This window comes from Peptacetobacter sp., from assembly GCF_029264495.1.
GTDB lineage: Bacteria > Bacillota > Clostridia > Peptostreptococcales > Peptostreptococcaceae > Peptacetobacter.
On record NZ_JARIBH010000019.1, the window covers coordinates 1 to 16,479 of the forward strand.

Below are 16,479 nucleotides of genomic sequence, written 5' to 3' on the forward strand. Positions count from 1 at the left end.
AATTAATAAATAATGAAGGAGCGATGTAATGCTAAAAGGAAAAATAATAAAAGGTTTAAGTGGATTTTATTATGTGGATACAGAAACAGGTTTATATGAATGTAAAGCTAGAGGAATATTTAGAAAACAAAAAATAACTCCTTTAGTTGGCGATAATGTAGAAATAAGTGTTGTTGATGAAGAAAATAAAAAAGGAATAGTAGAAATAATAGAAGAAAGAGAAACTGAACTTGTAAGACCACCAATTGCAAATGTAGATAAGGCACTAATTGTATTTGCTATTAAAGATCCTAAGCCTAATTTATCTCTTTTAGATAGATTTATTGTTCATGCAGAAAGAGAAAATTTAGATATAGTTATAATATTTACAAAGATTGACTTAGATGATGGCTCTTTAGATGAATTAATTGAAATATATGAAAAAGCAGGATATAAGGTCATACCAGTAAGTAGTGAAAAACATATAAATATAGATAAAGTAAAAGATGAATTAGTAGGTAATACAGTCGTATTTGCTGGACCATCAGGTGTAGGTAAATCAAGTTTACTTAATCAAATAGATGAAACTTTCCAGTTGAAAACAGGAACAGTAAGTGAAAAAATAGGAAGAGGAAGACATACAACAAGACATGCAGAGTTATTAAAGCTTGAATGTGGTGGTATGGTAGCGGATACTCCTGGATTTAGTTCTTTAGAATTAGATGGAATTGATGAAATGGAATTAAAAGAATATTTTATTGAGTTTGATGAATATGATGAATGCAAATTTGGTTCAAAATGCGTGCATGAAAATGAACCGAGTTGTGATATAAAAGAAGCTGTTGAAAATAATGAAATATCAAAACAAAGATATGAAAGTTATATACAGTTGCTAAATGAAATAAGACAGAAAAACAGTAGGAGGTATTAGATTATGGTTAAATTAGCACCATCAATATTATCAGCAGATTTTGCTAGATTACTTGAAGATGTAAAAAAAGTTGAAAAAGCGGGATGTGAGTATTTACACATAGATGTTATGGACGGACATTTTGTACCAAATATAACTCTTGGCCCAGCAATAGTTAAAAGTTTAAGAAAAGACGTGGATATGGTATTTGATGCTCATCTTATGATAGAAAATCCAGATAATTATATAGAAGAGTTTGTAAAAGCAGGATGTGATATAATAACAGTTCATGTTGAAGCATGTACACATCTTCATAGAACTATACAAAATATAAAATCACATGGAATAAAAGCAGGTGTTGTTTTAAATCCAGCGACATCTTTAGATACAATAAAATATGTTCTTGATGATGTAGATATGGTACTTTTAATGTCTGTTAATCCTGGATTTGGAGGACAATCATATATACCATGTGTAACTGAAAAAATAAAAGAGCTTAGAAAAATGATAGATGAAAGAGGTCTAGATATAGAAATAGAAGTTGATGGTGGAGTTAAACCATCAAATATAAAAGAAGTAGTTGAAGCTGGAGCAGATGTATGTGTAGCAGGTTCTGCAATATTTGGAAAAGAAGATATAGATGCTGCAGTTAAAGATCTTAGAGAAAACGCAAAATAAATTTAGAAATAGAGTGATTTTAATTTGAAAATTTGTATTTTTTTAAATGGGAATGTAAAAGATTATAATGAAATTAAACAAAAAATTGAATCTGAAAACTATGATAAGATTATTTGTGCCGATGGAGGTGCAAATCATACATTTAAGATGGATTTAATTCCGAATTATATAATAGGAGATTTAGATTCTGTAAAAGAAAATATTGTAGATTTTTATAAAGAAAAAGATGTTGAATTTAAAAAATTCCCAGAAAAGAAAAATGAAACTGATTCAGAATTATGCATAATTTTAGCAGATATGCTTGGTGCGACAAAAGTTGATTTATATGCAGCTTTGGGAGGAAGAATAGATCATACTTTAGCGAATGTAAAGTTATTAGAGTATATGAGAAGGAAAAATATAGAATCAAGAATAATAACAGAAGATGAGATTTTATATCTTGTTCATAATGAAAGGATAAATATAAAAGGTAATAAAGGAGATACTATATCTGTTATTCCTATAATGGGAGATGCAAAAGGTATAACTCTTTATAATTTAGAATATCCTTTAGATAATTTTACTATGGATTATGCCAAGCCAAGAGGAGTATCAAATGTTATGCTAGGTGAAGAATGTGGAATAGAAATAAAAGATGGATCTGCAATAGTTGTTAGAAATTTAAAAGAAGTATAAAGTGAAAATAAAAACAGTAGAATAATGTAAATTCTACTGTTTTTTTGTGAAATTTATCTTACTATGAAAAGTATTATTATCTAATATTAATAGAATTTGCATTTATATGTAAAAAATTTGCATAATATACAAAAAATGATATAATAATGATTAATATTTTTACAAAAATAGGGGGAATTATGAAAAAAATAGATTCAATAATTTTTGATTTAGATGGAACAATGTGGGATACAAGAGAAGATGTTGCACAAATATGGAATGAAGTATTAATTAAATATGGTATGGATGCAACTTTAACATCTGATAAAGTTGGAGAATGTATGGGTATGCCATATATTGAAGCAATTAATATTCTTTTAAGTCATGTACCAGAAAAAATGAGAAGTATCATAATGGAAGAGTGTTCTAGTGTAGAAGTGGAAAAAATAGATGAAAGAAATGGTGGGAAAATATTTGATAATGTAGAAAAAACTATAAAAGAATTATATAAAAATTATAAATTATTTATAGTAAGTAATTGTCAAAAAGGATATATAGAAGCATTTTTAAGAATCAACAAACTTGAAAAATATTTTACTGATATAGAAGATGCTGAAAATACTGGTTTAACTAAGGGAGAAAATAATAAATTAATAATAGAGAGAAATAATTTAAAGAATCCTATATATGTAGGGGATACTCAAGGAGATGCAGATAGTGCAAAGTTTGCAGAAATTCCATTTATATTTGCAGAATATGGATTCGGAAAAACCAATTATGCTGATAGAAGTATAAAAGATATATCGGATTTATTAAAATTAGATATATTATATTAAACCTATATTAATATAAAAACTGCTGTAAGTTTCACAGCAGTTTTTTATTAATAAAATATTATAAATCATGAAAAATAGGCTTCATTTTATCAAAAGTACAGAATTTTTTAAAACCAATTTCTTTCAATTCGTTTTTTAATTCTTCTATTTGAGAATTTGATAAATCATTTTTACAATGTGAATCACTACCAATACTCAAAATCTCTCCACCTAACTCTAAATATAATTTTAAAATATCTCTAGAAGGCATTAAATCGTCTAATTTATATTTTTTAGAAGATGTATTTAATTCAATACCTTTTCTATCTTTTATTATATATTTTAAAATTTTTGTTATTATTTCTATATTTTCTACAAAAGGATTATAACCATCTTTTTCATCATACCTCTTCATTAAATCCATATGACCGAGTACAGAGTAATTATGATAATTTTGAACTAAGTAATACATAGTATCAAAATAATTTTTATAATATTCTTTTTCAGTTTTTCCATCTTGATAACTATGATCCCAAAATTCTTTATCATCTATTTGATGAATAGATAATATTACAAAATCTAATGGATATTTATGGAATATATTTTCATATTTTTTAATATTGTGCTTTTGAATTCCAAACTCTAATCCATTTTTTATAGTTATTTTATCATGGTATTTTTCTCTAAAAAATTCTAAATCAGAAAAATATTTGTCATAATCGACGTTAAAATATTTTTTAGTTGCCTTATTATTTCTAAGATCTTCCCAATCATCTTTTATACCATAATCAACATGGTCTGTAAAACAAATTTCTTTTATTCCTAAAGAAATAGCATCTTTTATACAATCTTCCATAGGATAACATGAATCACTACTAAAAATTGTATGTGTGTGATAATCACAAAACATAAAATTCTCCTTTTAATCAAATAAATATACTATAATTATACCATTGCTAAATAAAAAAATGTATATAAGAAAATAAAATTTAAAATATAAATTGTAGGATAATATATGTAATACAATATAAATAAAATTTATTCATAAGACAAATTATAAAGTAAAGTATAGAATTTCTTAATATAATCTTTAAAAATATATCTACATAATCTTAAAAATTAATATTTATAATAAAGACAAATAAAAGAAAGGAGAGATAGGATGAGAATTATAAAAAATATTTTTTATAAATTATAAATCATCTTACAACTTAGTATGTTGTATAATAAAAATTGATAAAATATAAAATTTATATAACATAGGAGAATAAAAATGAATACATATAATATATTAATTGTAGAAGATGAAAAAGAAATTGCTGATGCAGTAGAAATATACTTAAAAAATCAAGGATATAATGTTTTTAAAGCTTATAATGGAATGGAAGCTATTGAAATAGTAGAAAAAACAGAAATACACTTATCTATTGTAGATATAATGATGCCTATAATGGATGGAATTACATTTACAATGAAAGTTAGAGAAAAATATAATTTTCCAATAATAATGCTTTCAGCAAAATCTGAAGAAGTAGATAAAATAATGGGACTTAATATTGGAGCAGACGATTATATAACAAAACCATTTAAACCACTTGAACTTTTAGCTAGAGTAAACTCGCAATTAAGAAGATATACAAAATACATGAATATCAAATCAAGCAATGATGAAATAATAGAAAAAAATAAAAATATATACGAGATAGGTGGATTAGAGTTAAATGATGATACAAAAGAAGTTAGTGTTGACGGAAATATAGTAAAATTAACTCCAATAGAATTTAAAATTTTAGCACTTCTTATGAAAAATCCTGGAAGAGTATTTCCTGCAGAAGAGATTTATGAAAGGGTGTGGAATGAAGTAGCGATAAATACAGATACTGTTATGGTTCATGTAAGAAATATTAGAGAAAAAATAGAGTTGGATTCAAAGAATCCAAGATATTTAAAGGTGGTGTGGGGAGTTGGATACAAAATTGAAAAAATATAAAAATATAAAATCAAATAAAGTTTTAATTAATATTTTAGTAATAATTATTTTATTAGTATCGTCTTTAGGAGTAGTAAAAAGCTATAAAAATATAGATAATACTAAAATAGATGAAAATTGCTTAAATAAAAAAGAGGTAGCAACGTATTTTACAAGGAACTATTATAATTTATATTGGAATATGAAAAAAAATACAGAAGGTATTCACAATCCATCAGAATTATTTTTGAATGAAAAAGATATAGATATATATTTAAAAGATATAGACTTAACTGTTAAAAAGGATGATGTTAAAAATGATTTCAATAGAGCTTTTTTTGAACATGAAGATGGATTTGACTCTAATGAAATAATTAAATATAACGTATATAATAAATTAAATAAAAAAACATATGCAAATGAAGATAAAGATTTAAAATATATAAGGGAATATGATTTAGATAAAAAAAATAATAATAAAATAAATGAATTAAAACAGAAGTATTTGCTATTTGCGACTGTAGATTTTAATAATAATGGAGAAGCAACAATAAAATCACTACATGGAGCCGATAAAAATAATTATCAAGAACTTGAAAATTACAACAATACAATAAATTCAGAAATAACAAGCGATAATTATTTTAATAAATATAGTGATGATTATATGAAGTATAGTTTAAGTCCAATAAAAGATACAGTAATAACAATTGGTATAACTAAAAATGATGCTAAAACTGTATTTAAAAATATATACACTTATGAATATTCAGATTATTTAAGTAACATTATATCAGGATCTAAAATTGATTCTTACAGACAAATAGTTGGATATTCAGTAAGTATTATGATTATATTTGCTATATTAGGATTAATACTACCAAATTCTATAAGAAATAATATACTAGGAATGGATAAAATCACAAAAATACCTATAGAAATATTATTTATAATTGCAAGTATAATTTTATCATTTTTCATTGCTTTTAATCCAGTAATTTTTGTAAATAGTACTATAGAAGATATTTTAAAATATGAATTATTAAATGTGTTGCCTATAACAAATGGTATATCAGAGATAATTATTGTAATAATAAACTTATTATATTGGATGTTATTATTTGCAATGTTATTTATGTTAGGTATATATATAAGAAATATGTTATTCTCAAAAGAAGATAGAAAAACAATATTTAGATCATCTATAATAGTAAAACTTATAAAATGGATGAAAAAACAAATAAAAGCATTTTTAAACTGGGTAGATAGATTAGATTTAAAAGATGGAAGAGAAAAATTAATATTATCATGTTTAGCTATAAACTTTATATTAATAGTTATTTGTTCTATAATGTGGGGATTTGGAATAATACTAGCTGTGATTTATACTATAGTTTTATACAAACTTATAAAGAAAAAAACAGCAAAAGTATTTGACGATTACGATAAACTAGAAAAAATAACTAAAGATATAGCAGATGGAGATTTTAAAGAAATTTCAGATGAAGATTTAGGTATATTTAATCCTATAAAAGAAAATTTACAGAATATAAAAGTTGGATTTAGTAATGCTGTAAATGAAGAAGTAAAAAGTCAGAAAATGAAAACAGAACTTATAACAAATGTTTCACATGACTTAAAAACTCCTCTTACTTCTATAATAACTTATGTAGATTTGTTAAAGAAAGAAGATATAACAGAAGAAGAAAGAAAAAAATATTTAGAAACTATAGAAAAAAAATCAAATAGATTAAAATTCCTTATTGAAGATTTATTTGAAGTGAGTAAGGCTACAAGTGGCAATATAACTATGAATCCTATGAAAGTAGATGTTGTATCATTAATAAAACAAACTATAGTAGAGCTAGAAGATAAGTTAAATGCATCACATCTTAAAATAAAGACAGATTTTCCAAGTGAAAAAGTTATATTAGAACTAGATAATATGAGGACATTTAGAATATTCTCTAATCTAATATCAAATATATCTAAATATTCTATGCCATATACTAGAGTCTATATAAGTGTAAAAAAAGAAGAGGAAACAACAGAAATAGAATTTAAAAATATATCAGCTGAAGAATTGAATTGCAATGTAGAAAATCTCACAGAAAGATTTGTTAGAGGAGATAAGTCTAGAAATACAGAAGGAAGTGGACTTGGACTTGCAATAGTAAAAAGTTTTACAGAACTTCAAGGTGGTAAAATAAATATAAGTTCTGATGGAGATTTATTCAAAGTAAATTTAACATTTAAGAATAAATAAATTTATACAGAATTAATTATAAAAAAGAAGTTATCTAAATAGATAACTTCTTTTTAAATATATTAAACTTTTATATAAATTATTAGTTTAGCATATATGTTATATGAATAATTTGAATTTATTCAATATTATTTTATAACTTCTATAGCTTCAAATCCTTCTTCATTTACAGCATTCATTAATGCTTCATCAGTTACTGAATCATTTGCATTTACAGTAGCAGATTTATTTTCTAAACTAACTTCTAAAACTTCTACACCATCTAGAGCTGAAAGAGCTTCAGTTATTCTATTTATACAGTGTTGGCATCCCATACCTTCTATTTTTACTATTCTTTTCATAATAAACCTCCAAATATTAAAATTATATACCTATAAGGGGTATATTTATTATAATTTGATTATAGACATAAAATACGCTAAAGTCAATATAGTGTTGATTTTATTTTAAAATTGTGATAATTTAATAGTAGACAACTGAATCAATTAAGATGTCTTCAGGGCAGGGTGAGATTCCCGACCGGCGGTATAGTCCGCGAGCGTTTTTACGCAGGAATTGGCAAAGGTTCAATTCAGGATTTGGTGAAATTCCAAAACCGACAGTATAGTCTGGATGAGAGAAGATGTGTTAATAATAATCTATAATAAAATAAATATATTTTGCTTATGAATAAATAATTAGATATAAATAATCTAGTTTAATAAAGTAATAAATTAAAAATTTTAAAATAGAGAGTTAGAACACCTGAAAGACACTTAAGTCAAATCAGGTGTTTTTTATTTTAAATTTTTAGGAGGAATCAGATATGATTGAAAGTAAGACAAAAAAATTAACAAGAGTGGCAATGCTTAGTGCATTAGCATTTGCAGCGGTATTATTTATAAGAATACCATTAGTATTATTTCTTGAGTATGATCCAAAAGATGTAATAATCACTATTGGTGGTTTTATATGGGGACCAAGTATATCATTTGCAGTAGCTATAGTAACTGCTTTTATAGAATTTTTAACTATAAGTGAAGATGGAATAATAGGATTAATAATGAATATAATTTCTATTTGTTCATTCTGTTGTACAGCAGCATTTATATATAAAAAAGATAGAACTTTAAGAGGATCTATAATAGGATTAATATCAGGAACAGCTCTTTTAACAGTAGTTATGATAATTTGGAATTATTTAGTAACTCCAATATATATGGGAATACCAAGAACTGAAGTTGTAAAATTACTTGTACCTGCAATACTACCATTTAATTTAATAAAAGGTGGAATAGATTCAGCTATTATACTTTTAATATATAAACCAATAGTGTCTGCATTAAGAAGAACTATATTAAAAACTGAAAATAATAATTCAGAAAAAATGAAAATTCATCCAGGAATAATGGCTATAGCATTATTAATAATAGTTACTTGTATTTTATTTGTAATGACAATAAAAGGTATAATTTAAATAAAGGATTTTTAATTTATTTATAGAATATAATATATACTAAAATAAATTAATTTAGGAGGAGTATATATGATAATAACTACAACACCAACAGTAGAAGGATATAAAATAGTAGAATACAAAGGAATAACATATGGAGAAGTTGTTTCAGGTGTAAACTTTTTTAAGGATTTTGCGGCAAGTATAACAAATATATTTGGAGGTCGTTCAAATTCTTATGAAGATGAACTTCAAAATGCTAGAGTAAAAGCATTAGAAGAATTAGAAGAAAGAGCACTTGCAAAAGGTGCAAATGCTATAGTAGGAGTAGATACAGATTATGAAGTATTAGGTGCTGACAATGGAATGCTTATGGTTACAGTATCTGGTACAGCAGTACTTATTGAAAAAGAATATTAAATTTAAATATAAAATATAAATTTAATAATGAAGTAATAAAACTACCAACTTTGGTAGTTTTATTTTTATATAAATATTTTGAAATTTAAAATATAAATTTGATTTTTTAAAATTAAGTTATTGACATAAAAAAAAATTACTTGTATGATAAAAATATAAAATTTAAAATAAAAATCTTAAGACTGGAGAGAGTAGCTGTTTTGATTTTAATACAGAGAGTTGCATAAAGCTGAGAATGCAGCATAAATAGATTCAGTGAATGGGTCCACGAGGAGAGAAGTGAATTATAGTAGCTTAAACGTTTCTGCACGTTACGCAGTAGAGAAATATATTATTTATATATAATTTAGGTGGTACCGCGGAAATTTCGCCCTAGTGTTTTACACTAGGGTTTTTTTATTAAAATATTTAGGAGGAGATTATGAATAAAATAGGTATAATAGGAGCAATGGAAGAAGAAGTATCATTACTTTTAGAAAAGATAGAATTAGAGGAAAAAGTTTTAAAAGCAGGATTAGAATTCTATGTTGGAAAATTAAGAGGAAAAGATGTAATAGTTGTAAAATGTGGTGTAGGAAAAGTAAACTCAGCAATGTGTACACAGATACTTATAAGTGAATTTAAAGCAGAAGCACTTGTAAATATAGGTGTTGCAGGAGCATTAAATGATGAATTAGATGTAAATGATATAGTAATATCAACAGATGCAATAGAATATGATATGGATGCATCTGCATTTGGAGATCCAAAAGGAACTATACCAAGAATGGATTGTTCTGAATTTAAAGCAGATGAAAAATTAGTAGAAGTTGCGTATGAAGCTGCTATAAAAGAAAATAAAGGACATAATGTAATGAAAGGTAGAATAGCTACTGGAGATTTATTTGTAGCAGATATGGAAACAAAAAATGAATTAGTAAATGATTTTGGTGGATATTGTTGTGAAATGGAAGGAGCTGCAATGGCACATGTTTGTTATCTGAATAAAACTCCATATGTAATAATAAGAGCTATGTCAGATAAAGCTGATGGAAGTGCAGATGTTACATTTGATGAATTTGCAAAAAAAGCGGCAATAACATCAGCGAATATAATAATGGATATGTTAGAAATGATATAATTTAAAAATCTAATTATAATGGAGGTAATAAAAATGGATGAAAAAAAAATAATTTTTAGTGGTGCACAACCATCAGGAAAAATGACACTTGGAAATTATCTAGGAGCTATAAAAAACTGGACAGACCTTCAAAATGATTATGATTGTTTTTTCAGTGTAGTTGATTTGCACGCTATAACAGTACCTCAAGAAGCTAAAGTACTTAGAGAAAATGCAAAAAAACTTTTAGCACAATATATAGCTTGTGGACTTGATCCAGAGAAAAATACAATATTTATACAATCTCATGTAAAAGAACACCTTGAACTTATGTGGATTTTAAATACTATGACTTATATGGGAGAGCTTAGTAGAATGACACAATTTAAAGATAAATCTCAAAAATCAGAAGCTAATTTAAATGCAGGACTATTTACATATCCTGTACTTATGGCAGCTGATATATTATTATATCAAACTGATTTAGTACCAGTTGGAGATGATCAAAAACAACATTTAGAATTAGCTAGGGATTTAGCGAATAGATTTAACAATAGATACTCACCTACATTTAAAATACCGGAAGGATATTTCCCAAAAGGTGGGGCTAGAGTGATGAGCTTACAAGAGCCAACTAAAAAAATGAGCAAATCTGATAAAAATGAAAATGCGTTTATACTTCTTGAAGACGATCCAGATACTATAAGAAGAAAAATAAAAAAATGTGTAACTGATTCAGAAGGAGTAGTTAGATATTCAAATGAACAGCCTGGAATAAAAAATCTTTTAGAAATATATTCATCTTTATCAGGAAAATCAATAGATGATATAGTTGGAATGTATGAAGGTAAAGGATACGGCATTTTTAAAGAAGATACAGCAGAAGTTATAGTAAATACAATAGAGCCAATAAGAGAGAAATATTTATATCTTTTAAATAATAAGGATTATCTTGAAAATATATACTCAGAAGGTGCAAAAAAAGCAGAGGCAAAAGCAAGAAAAACACTTAGAAAAGTATATAAAAAAGTAGGTTTTTTAGAAAGAAAATACTAATCTAAATAATATCAAATATATGTAAACTTATTTTGAAATATTGTTAAAGGCAACTCAAAATATATCGGAAATAATTATTTTTGAATATATTTTTGGTTGCTTTTATTTTAAAATTAGATAAAAAAAATGAGCTATACAAGCTCATCAAAAGGGTAAGGTTATTCCTACTTTTGGGGAAAGTAGAACTTAAGATTAACGATTTTATTTATATTTAAGTTAATCTGTTATTTTTTTATTTATATTTAGAGTATACACGTGATAAATAAAACTGTCAATAAAATATCAATAAAATGTTATAAAAAAATCAATATTAAATTTAGAAACAAATAATATCTTAAACTTGTATTATGATATAATAAAATATAGATAATTGTGTAGAGTTATAAAAAGTACTTATTAGGGGTGATATATTGATATACGAAATAATAATAGTTATTTTAATAGCTATAGATCAGATTATAAAATTTGGAGTACTAGAATTTCTTAAAGAAAAACAAAGTATTTCTATAATACCAAATATATTTCATCTTACATATGTAGAAAATAGAGGAGCAGCATTTGGCATGTTTCAAAATAGTCAAATTATATTTGTTTTAATAGCTATAATAGCTACTATAGTAGGTCTTTATTGGATACATAAAAATGATAATATAAATAAAATTGGTAAATCTGCTGTTATAATGATTATCTCAGGTGCTATTGGGAATTTAACAGATAGAGTTAGATTAGGCTTTGTTGTAGATTATTTTGATTTTAGAATAATATGGCAATATGTTTTTAATTTTGCAGATATATTAGTAGTATGTGGAACTATATTATTATGTTTTTATATATTAAAATATGCTGATACTAAATAAATGATTAGAAACTAAAAATTAGGAGAGATGGAATGTTAAAAAATATAAATAAAGAAGAAACATCTAAAGAAAACTACGAAGAAATAAAAAATTTTTTAGTAGAAGAAGATGAAGAAGGAGATAGATTAGATGTATATCTTTCAGACCAATTTATAGATATGTCTAGGAGTTATATACAAAAAATAATAAAAGATAAAAAGGTAACAGTAAATGGAAAAATAGAAAAAGCTAAATATCTTGTGAAAGAAGAAGATTTTATAGAAATTGAAATTCCAAAACCAAAAGTTTTAGAAGTAATACCACAAGATATACCAATAGAAATTATATATGAAGATGATGATGTTATTATTGTAAATAAACCTCAAGGAATGGTTGTACATCCAGCACCAGGTAATTATGAAAATACATTAGTAAACGCTATTTTATTCCATTGTAAAGACAATTTATCTTCTATAAATGGGGTTATAAGACCAGGAATAGTACATAGAATAGATAAAGATACTTCTGGTATACTTATGATAGCTAAAAATAATAATTCCCATAATTGTTTAGCAGAACAATTAAAAGATCATTCTATTACTAGAGAATACGAATTTATATGTCATGGAGTATTTAAAGAAGATAAAATTACTGTAGATAGACCAATTGGCAGAAATCCAAAAGATAGATTAAAAATGGCAGTAGTTGCAAATGGTAAAAGAGCGGTAACTCACTTTGAAGTTATTGAAAGATTTAATGGATATACTCATGTAAGAGCAAGACTTGAAACAGGAAGAACTCATCAAATAAGAGTACATGCTATGTCTATAAATCATCCACTAGTTGGAGATCCAGTATATGGACCTAAGAATTCAAAAATAAAAATAAATGGACAGGCACTTCATGCAAAAAAATTAGGTTTTATACATCCTACAACTCAAAAATATATTGAATTTGATTCTGAGTTACCAGAGTATTTCCAAAAGCTTTTGGAAAAACTAAGAAAATATTAGAGAATTTATAATATTATAAAATTTTATAACTTTTATTGAAGGAGATAAATATAATGAAAAAAGCTGAATTAATGGATGAAAAGGCTATGACAAGAGCTATAACAAGGATAAGCCATGAGATAGTTGAAAAAAATAAAGGAATAGAAAATATAGTTCTTGTAGGGGTGAAAACTAGAGGAATTCCTATAGCCAAAAGAATAGCAAAAAAAATAGAAGAAATAGAAGGTACATCTCTTCCAGTAGGAGAAATTGACATTAGTAGATATAGAGATGATATAAGTGAACGAAGAGTAGAAGTTGCACTTCATGACGATATTAATTTATTTGATACTGATAAAAAAACTGTAGTTTTAATAGATGATGTTCTTTATACAGGAAGAACTGTAAGAGCAGCACTTGACTATATAATAGATAATGGAAGACCAAAAGCTATTCAATTAGCTGTTTTAGTTGATAGAGGACATAGAGAGTTGCCAATAAGAGCGGATTATGTAGGTAAAAATGTACCAACATCTAAAAATGAATTTATATCAGTTAAATTAATAGAAATAGATGGAGAAGATTCTGTAACTATAAATGAGTAATATAAAAAATAATATTATACTTAGTATTATTTAAAAAATACTGAAATAAAAAACACCTAAATGATAAATATTTAAGGTGTTTTTTTATTAAAATTTATTAATTGTAAATAATAAAAAATGGTCTATCATCTGATAGACCATTATATCTTTCGAACAAAATTTTAATTAAGCTCTTTCAACTTTTCCAGAACGTAGACATCTTGTACAAACTTTAACTCTTTTTGGAGTTCCGTCCACTACTGCTCTAACAGTTCTTAAGTTTGCAGACCAAGTTCTTTTGTTGTGTTTATTTGAGTGTGATACTGTATTTCCTGAATGTTTACCTTTACCACATACGCTACATACTCTTGACATTTACCGCACCTCCTTAAAAAATAAATAACTATTTAAAGACTAAAAACATATTTATAATATCATAAACTAAAAAACTTTGCAAGATAAAAATATATTTCTTTAAATAACATATTGAAGAATACATTTTTATAATATAAAATTATATATATAAATGCTTAGAATGTAAATAAAAAAATTTATTATTTGAAAAATAAAAATTTTAATTTTATAAAAATACTTGATATTATCATAAAAATTAGATTATTATATGCTATATAGATTTAATTTATAATACAATTATGGTATTATATTATTTATATTGATTGTTATAAATTTTAGTATTTAAAATTTATTTAATTGTCAAAAAGACTTTTAAGGAGGTTCAGAATTATGACCGCAAAAATAATAAATGAATACGGATGTATAGAAATAGATAAGCATGTAATAGCACAGGTTGCCTATAGATCAGCTATGGAAAGTTATGGGCTTGTTGGGCTTGCATCAAGAACAAAAGGTATAGTTGAACTTTTAAAGGGAGAAAATGCCACAAAAGGTGTAAAAGTAGAAGAAGCCGAAGATAATACTGTTGAGATAGAACTTTCTGTAATAATGCAATATGGCGTTAATATATCTACAGTTGCTAATAATATAATAGATAAAATAAAATATACAGTAGAGAATTTAATAGGAATTAAAGTAAGTAAAATAGATATAAATGTACAAGGGATAAGAGTGAAATAGGAGGAAAACAATGACCGAATATATAAAAGCAAAAGCATTTAGAGAAATGTTTATTTCGGGTGCCAACAATCTTCAAAATAACAAAGATTTAGTAGACAAATTGAATGTATTTCCAGTTCCAGATGGTGATACAGGTACAAATATGTCTCTTACTATATCTTATGCAATGAAAGAATTGGCAAAAGTAGAAGAAGATGATATTACCAAAATATCAAAAGCAATGTCTAAAGGATCATTAATGGGAGCAAGAGGAAACTCTGGTGTTATACTATCTCAAATAATAAGAGGTATAGCAAAATCAGTTGAAGGAAAAGAAAAACTTTCAACTATGGATATGGCAAAAGCTCTAAAAGGTGGTTCAGATACTGCATATAAAGCAGTTATAAAACCAGTAGAAGGTACAATATTAACTGTTATAAGAGAAACATCTGAACACGCTATAAAGATAGCAAAAAAAGAAAAAGATATTAACAAATTCCTTGAAAAAGTAGTTAAGGAAGCAAATATTTCATTAGAAAATACACCAAACTTATTAAAAAATCTTAAAGATGCAGGTGTTGTAGACTCAGGTGGTAAAGGATTAGCACTTATCATAGAAGGATTCTATTTAGCTTCTATAGGTAAAGCTGTTGAAAAAGCTTCTAAAGAAAAGGAAGAACTTAAAAATGTTTCTATATCTTCATCTGATTACTCTTCATCAGAAGATATAAAATTTGGATATTGTACTGAATTTATATTAGAATCAGATAAAATAGATGATTCTAAAATAAGAGATATAATGTTAGGCTATGGAGATAGTTTAGCAGTAGTTGGAGATGAAGGTGTAATAAAAGTACATGTTCATACTAATGAACCAGGAAATGTTCTTCAAGAAGCATTAAAATATGGACAGCTTTTAACTATAAAAATAGAAAATATGAGAATGCAGCATGAAAATATACTTGAAGGATTATCAGAAGAAAGTTATCAAGAACCAGTAGAAGAAAAAGAATTTGCATTTATATCAACTTCTATGGGTGATGGTTTAGATAGTATATTTAAAGATTTTGGTGTTGATTGTGTAATCCAAGGTGGTCAGACAATGAACCCAAGTACAGAAGATTTTATGAATGCAATAGATAAAATACATGCTAAAAATATATTTATACTACCAAATAATAGCAATATAATAATGGCAGCAAATCAGGCTAAAGAACTTAGCGATAAAAATATAATAGTAATACCTACAAAAAATATTCCACAAGCAGTAAGTGTTCTTGTAGGATTTAGTCCAGATGCAACAGTTGAAGAAAATGAAGCTAGTATGTTAGATGCATTAAGCTATGTTAAATCAGGACAAGTTACATTTGCAGTTAGAGATACTGTTATGAATGGTATAGAAATAAAAGAAGGAAATATAATCGGTATTGCAGAAAAAGAAATGATTGCAGCTGGAGATGAAGTTGACGATGTAACAACTAAATTAATAGAAAGCTTAGTTGATGAAGACTCAGCTATAATAACTTTATTCTATGGAGAAGATGTTACAGAAGAACAGGCAGAAGAATTAAGAGAAAAATTAGAAGAAAAATTTGAAGACATAGACATAGAACTTTACTATGGTGGTCAACCTCTTTATTACTACCTGATTTCAGTTGAATAAAAATAACTAAAAGAATCCTGTATAACTTTAACCTGTTATACAGGATTTT

18 protein-coding genes, 1 riboswitch and 1 other annotated feature are annotated in these 16,479 nt (G+C 25.6%); of the genes, 15 read left to right on the plus strand and 3 right to left on the minus strand.

Annotated features, from left to right (window positions below; translation table 11 throughout):
• Positions 1-28 precede the first annotated feature (28 nt).
• The 4 genes from rsgA to Q1J78_RS01385 all read left to right on the plus strand — a co-directional run bounded on the left by rsgA (position 29) and on the right by Q1J78_RS01385 (position 3,057).
• Positions 29-910, plus strand: coding sequence for a ribosome small subunit-dependent GTPase A (rsgA, locus tag Q1J78_RS01370; protein ID WP_300279760.1), 882 nt, complete (start codon positions 29-31; stop codon positions 908-910).
• A 3-nt stretch (positions 911-913) separates the two neighbouring features.
• Complete coding sequence (rpe, locus tag Q1J78_RS01375; protein ID WP_300279762.1) at positions 914-1,567, plus strand: ribulose-phosphate 3-epimerase; 654 nt, start codon at positions 914-916, stop codon at positions 1,565-1,567.
• A gap of 24 nt (positions 1,568-1,591) precedes the next feature.
• The gene (locus Q1J78_RS01380; protein ID WP_300279764.1) at positions 1,592-2,242 is read left to right on the plus strand and encodes a thiamine diphosphokinase; all 651 of its coding nucleotides are present in this window, start codon (positions 1,592-1,594) and stop codon (positions 2,240-2,242) included.
• Positions 2,243-2,421: 179 nt separating this feature from the next.
• Positions 2,422-3,057 carry an HAD family hydrolase gene (locus tag Q1J78_RS01385; RefSeq protein ID WP_300279766.1) on the plus strand — a complete coding sequence of 212 codons (636 nt, stop codon included), beginning with the start codon at positions 2,422-2,424 and terminating at the stop codon, positions 3,055-3,057.
• 58 nt (positions 3,058-3,115) lie between these two features.
• On the opposite strand, the gene Q1J78_RS01390 is transcribed toward Q1J78_RS01385, so the two are convergent.
• The gene (locus Q1J78_RS01390) at positions 3,116-3,946 is read right to left on the minus strand and encodes a histidinol-phosphatase HisJ family protein (protein ID WP_300279767.1); all 831 of its coding nucleotides are present in this window, start codon (positions 3,944-3,946) and stop codon (positions 3,116-3,118) included.
• 363 nt (positions 3,947-4,309) lie between these two features.
• On the opposite strand from Q1J78_RS01390, the gene Q1J78_RS01395 reads away from it, so the two are divergent.
• A complete protein-coding gene (locus Q1J78_RS01395; protein WP_300279770.1) occupies positions 4,310-5,026 on the plus strand; it encodes a response regulator transcription factor in 717 nt (238 codons plus the stop codon).
• The gene (locus Q1J78_RS01400; RefSeq protein WP_300279773.1) at positions 5,001-7,271 is read left to right on the plus strand and encodes a sensor histidine kinase; all 2,271 of its coding nucleotides are present in this window, start codon (positions 5,001-5,003) and stop codon (positions 7,269-7,271) included. The genes Q1J78_RS01395 and Q1J78_RS01400 overlap by 26 nt, the downstream gene beginning before the upstream one ends.
• 128 nt (positions 7,272-7,399) lie before the next feature.
• Here Q1J78_RS01400 and Q1J78_RS01405 read toward each other — a convergent pair whose 3' ends face one another.
• On the minus strand, positions 7,400-7,612 hold the full coding sequence (locus Q1J78_RS01405) for a heavy-metal-associated domain-containing protein (RefSeq protein ID WP_300279778.1): 213 nt from the start codon (positions 7,610-7,612) through the stop codon (positions 7,400-7,402).
• A 147-nt stretch (positions 7,613-7,759) separates the two neighbouring features.
• Positions 7,760-7,899: riboswitch (FMN riboswitch) on the plus strand.
• Positions 7,900-8,076: 177 nt separating this feature from the next.
• Between Q1J78_RS01405 and Q1J78_RS01410 the strand changes: the two genes are divergently transcribed.
• From Q1J78_RS01410 to pyrR, 7 genes are all read left to right on the plus strand, one after another.
• Positions 8,077-8,727, plus strand: a complete 651-nt coding sequence (locus Q1J78_RS01410; RefSeq protein WP_300279781.1) for an ECF transporter S component — start codon at positions 8,077-8,079, stop codon at positions 8,725-8,727.
• Between the two features lie 69 nt (positions 8,728-8,796).
• Entirely contained in the window at positions 8,797-9,126 is a 330-nt protein-coding gene (locus Q1J78_RS01415; protein WP_300279783.1) for a putative heavy metal-binding protein, read from the plus strand.
• Between the two features lie 169 nt (positions 9,127-9,295).
• Positions 9,296-9,504, plus strand: a binding site (T-box leader).
• A gap of 43 nt (positions 9,505-9,547) precedes the next feature.
• Positions 9,548-10,246 carry a 5'-methylthioadenosine/adenosylhomocysteine nucleosidase gene (locus Q1J78_RS01420; protein ID WP_300279786.1) on the plus strand — a complete coding sequence of 233 codons (699 nt, stop codon included), beginning with the start codon at positions 9,548-9,550 and terminating at the stop codon, positions 10,244-10,246.
• Positions 10,247-10,279: 33 nt separating this feature from the next.
• The gene (gene trpS, locus Q1J78_RS01425; protein WP_300279789.1) at positions 10,280-11,281 is read left to right on the plus strand and encodes a tryptophan--tRNA ligase; all 1,002 of its coding nucleotides are present in this window, start codon (positions 10,280-10,282) and stop codon (positions 11,279-11,281) included.
• A gap of 410 nt (positions 11,282-11,691) precedes the next feature.
• A complete protein-coding gene (lspA, locus tag Q1J78_RS01430; protein WP_300279792.1) occupies positions 11,692-12,138 on the plus strand; it encodes a signal peptidase II in 447 nt (148 codons plus the stop codon).
• 32 nt (positions 12,139-12,170) lie between these two features.
• A complete protein-coding gene (locus tag Q1J78_RS01435; RefSeq protein WP_300279794.1) occupies positions 12,171-13,130 on the plus strand; it encodes an RluA family pseudouridine synthase in 960 nt (319 codons plus the stop codon).
• Between the two features lie 50 nt (positions 13,131-13,180).
• Positions 13,181-13,714, plus strand: a complete 534-nt coding sequence (pyrR, locus tag Q1J78_RS01440; RefSeq protein WP_300280149.1) for a bifunctional pyr operon transcriptional regulator/uracil phosphoribosyltransferase PyrR — start codon at positions 13,181-13,183, stop codon at positions 13,712-13,714.
• A gap of 165 nt (positions 13,715-13,879) precedes the next feature.
• Here pyrR and rpmB read toward each other — a convergent pair whose 3' ends face one another.
• Positions 13,880-14,068 carry a 50S ribosomal protein L28 gene (gene rpmB, locus Q1J78_RS01445; RefSeq protein WP_300279797.1) on the minus strand — a complete coding sequence of 63 codons (189 nt, stop codon included), beginning with the start codon at positions 14,066-14,068 and terminating at the stop codon, positions 13,880-13,882.
• 369 nt (positions 14,069-14,437) lie between these two features.
• Between rpmB and Q1J78_RS01450 the strand changes: the two genes are divergently transcribed.
• Positions 14,438-14,788, plus strand: a complete 351-nt coding sequence (locus Q1J78_RS01450; protein WP_300279800.1) for an Asp23/Gls24 family envelope stress response protein — start codon at positions 14,438-14,440, stop codon at positions 14,786-14,788.
• A 10-nt stretch (positions 14,789-14,798) separates the two neighbouring features.
• A complete protein-coding gene (locus Q1J78_RS01455; protein WP_300279802.1) occupies positions 14,799-16,430 on the plus strand; it encodes a DAK2 domain-containing protein in 1,632 nt (543 codons plus the stop codon).
• Positions 16,431-16,479: the final 49 nt, after the last annotated feature.

Bases quoted from the DNA above. Each gene is read 5' to 3' on its own strand.
- rpmB (WP_300279797.1), bottom strand. From the start codon at position 14,068: ATGTCAAGAGTATGTAGCGTATGTGGTAAAGGTAAACATTCAGGAAAT.
- Q1J78_RS01410 (WP_300279781.1), top strand. From the start codon at position 8,077: ATGATTGAAAGTAAGACAAAAAAATTAACAAGAGTGGCAATGCTTAGT.
- Q1J78_RS01455 (WP_300279802.1), top strand. From the start codon at position 14,799: ATGACCGAATATATAAAAGCAAAAGCATTTAGAGAAATGTTTATTTCG.
- rsgA (WP_300279760.1), top strand. From the start codon at position 29: ATGCTAAAAGGAAAAATAATAAAAGGTTTAAGTGGATTTTATTATGTG.
- Q1J78_RS01390 (WP_300279767.1), bottom strand. From the start codon at position 3,946: ATGTTTTGTGATTATCACACACATACAATTTTTAGTAGTGATTCATGT.
- Q1J78_RS01420 (WP_300279786.1), top strand. From the start codon at position 9,548: ATGAATAAAATAGGTATAATAGGAGCAATGGAAGAAGAAGTATCATTA.
- Q1J78_RS01415 (WP_300279783.1), top strand. From the start codon at position 8,797: ATGATAATAACTACAACACCAACAGTAGAAGGATATAAAATAGTAGAA.
- Q1J78_RS01405 (WP_300279778.1), bottom strand. From the start codon at position 7,612: ATGAAAAGAATAGTAAAAATAGAAGGTATGGGATGCCAACACTGTATA.
- Q1J78_RS01450 (WP_300279800.1), top strand. From the start codon at position 14,438: ATGACCGCAAAAATAATAAATGAATACGGATGTATAGAAATAGATAAG.
- trpS (WP_300279789.1), top strand. From the start codon at position 10,280: ATGGATGAAAAAAAAATAATTTTTAGTGGTGCACAACCATCAGGAAAA.
- Q1J78_RS01435 (WP_300279794.1), top strand. From the start codon at position 12,171: ATGTTAAAAAATATAAATAAAGAAGAAACATCTAAAGAAAACTACGAA.
- Q1J78_RS01385 (WP_300279766.1), top strand. From the start codon at position 2,422: ATGAAAAAAATAGATTCAATAATTTTTGATTTAGATGGAACAATGTGG.
- Q1J78_RS01395 (WP_300279770.1), top strand. From the start codon at position 4,310: ATGAATACATATAATATATTAATTGTAGAAGATGAAAAAGAAATTGCT.
- rpe (WP_300279762.1), top strand. From the start codon at position 914: ATGGTTAAATTAGCACCATCAATATTATCAGCAGATTTTGCTAGATTA.